Origin of the sequence: [Clostridium] clostridioforme AGR2157, assembly GCF_000424325.1 — a bacterium.
Taxonomy (GTDB): Bacteria; Bacillota; Clostridia; order Lachnospirales; family Lachnospiraceae; genus Enterocloster; species Enterocloster clostridioformis_A.
In genome coordinates, this window is the sequence record NZ_AUJR01000136.1 from 1 (window position 1) to 1,212 (window position 1,212).

A 1,212-nucleotide genomic window follows, 5' to 3' on the forward strand; every position below is an offset into this window, starting at 1 on the left:
TAGAGGTTGCAACCTTCGATACCCCGCAGCTTGCTGCGGGGTAGTTCATTTAAAGCTCTTGCCGACAGGGGAACAGGGGCAATGGCGGTATAAAGGCAGAGCTTGAAAAACCTGCCGTACACCGACGGTTATATTCCGGGTTGCTCCGCTGTAAATGTTATGAATATAATGTTCGTAACGGGTAAAAATATAAGCAGCAGGAGGATATTCAAATGTATGATATGATTATAATTGGAGCCGGACCAGCCGGTATCAGTGCAGCTGTTTATGGAAAAAGCAGAGGCAAAAGGATTCTGGTGCTGGAAAAGAGTCAGGTTGGCGGTTTGATCGGAACAGTCTCAACAGTTACGCACTATACTGCAATCATGAAAGAAGAAACTGGTAAGACATTTGCTGAACGAATGAAAGAGCAGGCACTTAGTGCCGGTGTAGAGATTCGTTATGAAAAGGTGACAGAGGCAAAGCTCACAGGTAAAATCAAGAAAGTTGTTACAGATAAAGAAAGTTATGAATGTAAAACAGTAATTCTCGCGAATGGTGGCTCTGGCCGCATGTTAGGAATTCCAGGAGAAAGTCTGAAAGGTATCAGATTAAATGCACCAAAGGACGGTCTTGATTATAAGGGGAAGAAAATCTATATCATCGGTGGAGCAGATGGCGCAGTAAAGGAAGCCGTTTACCTGGCTGGTATTGCGGGAAAGGTAACAATTGTATGCGTGGAAGATGAACTTGTATGCATACAGGAATTTAAAGATAAAGTTGCTGCACACCATAATATTGAAATTATGCCACATTCAAGTCTCACAGCAGTATATGGTAACGAAAGAGCTGAGGAGCTTGAATTTACGGATAACAAAACAGGAAAAAAACAGATTGTAAAAGATGCAGAGTGCGGAGTATTTGTATATGCAGGTATTGTTCCGAACACTCAGATATACACAGAATTGAAGTTAGATAACGGATATATTCCAGTGGATGAATGTATGCAGACAGAAATTCCGGGAGTATTTGCTGCTGGAGATATCTGTGTAAAAAAGGTAAGACAGGTAGCTACAGCAGTTGCTGATGGCGCAATCGCAGGAATTCAGGCTGCAGCAATGTGTTAATATAGACAGCAGGGATTGAAATTTTATTTCTGCTTGCAGTCTGATGGCATTTTCGGGAGTATGAAAGTTTTTCTGTAAATAGCTATCAAGCAGTAGGTCTTCTATG

The 1,212-nt window shown here is 41.8% G+C and carries 1 protein-coding gene; it reads left to right on the forward strand.

Annotation, left to right across the window (positions count from 1 at the left end):
• Window positions 1-212: 212 nt before the first annotated feature.
• On the forward strand, window positions 213-1,106 hold the full coding sequence (locus G614_RS0124065; RefSeq protein WP_027643896.1) for an NAD(P)/FAD-dependent oxidoreductase: 894 nt from the start codon (window positions 213-215) through the stop codon (window positions 1,104-1,106).
• The last annotated feature ends 106 nt before the right edge of the window (window positions 1,107-1,212 follow it).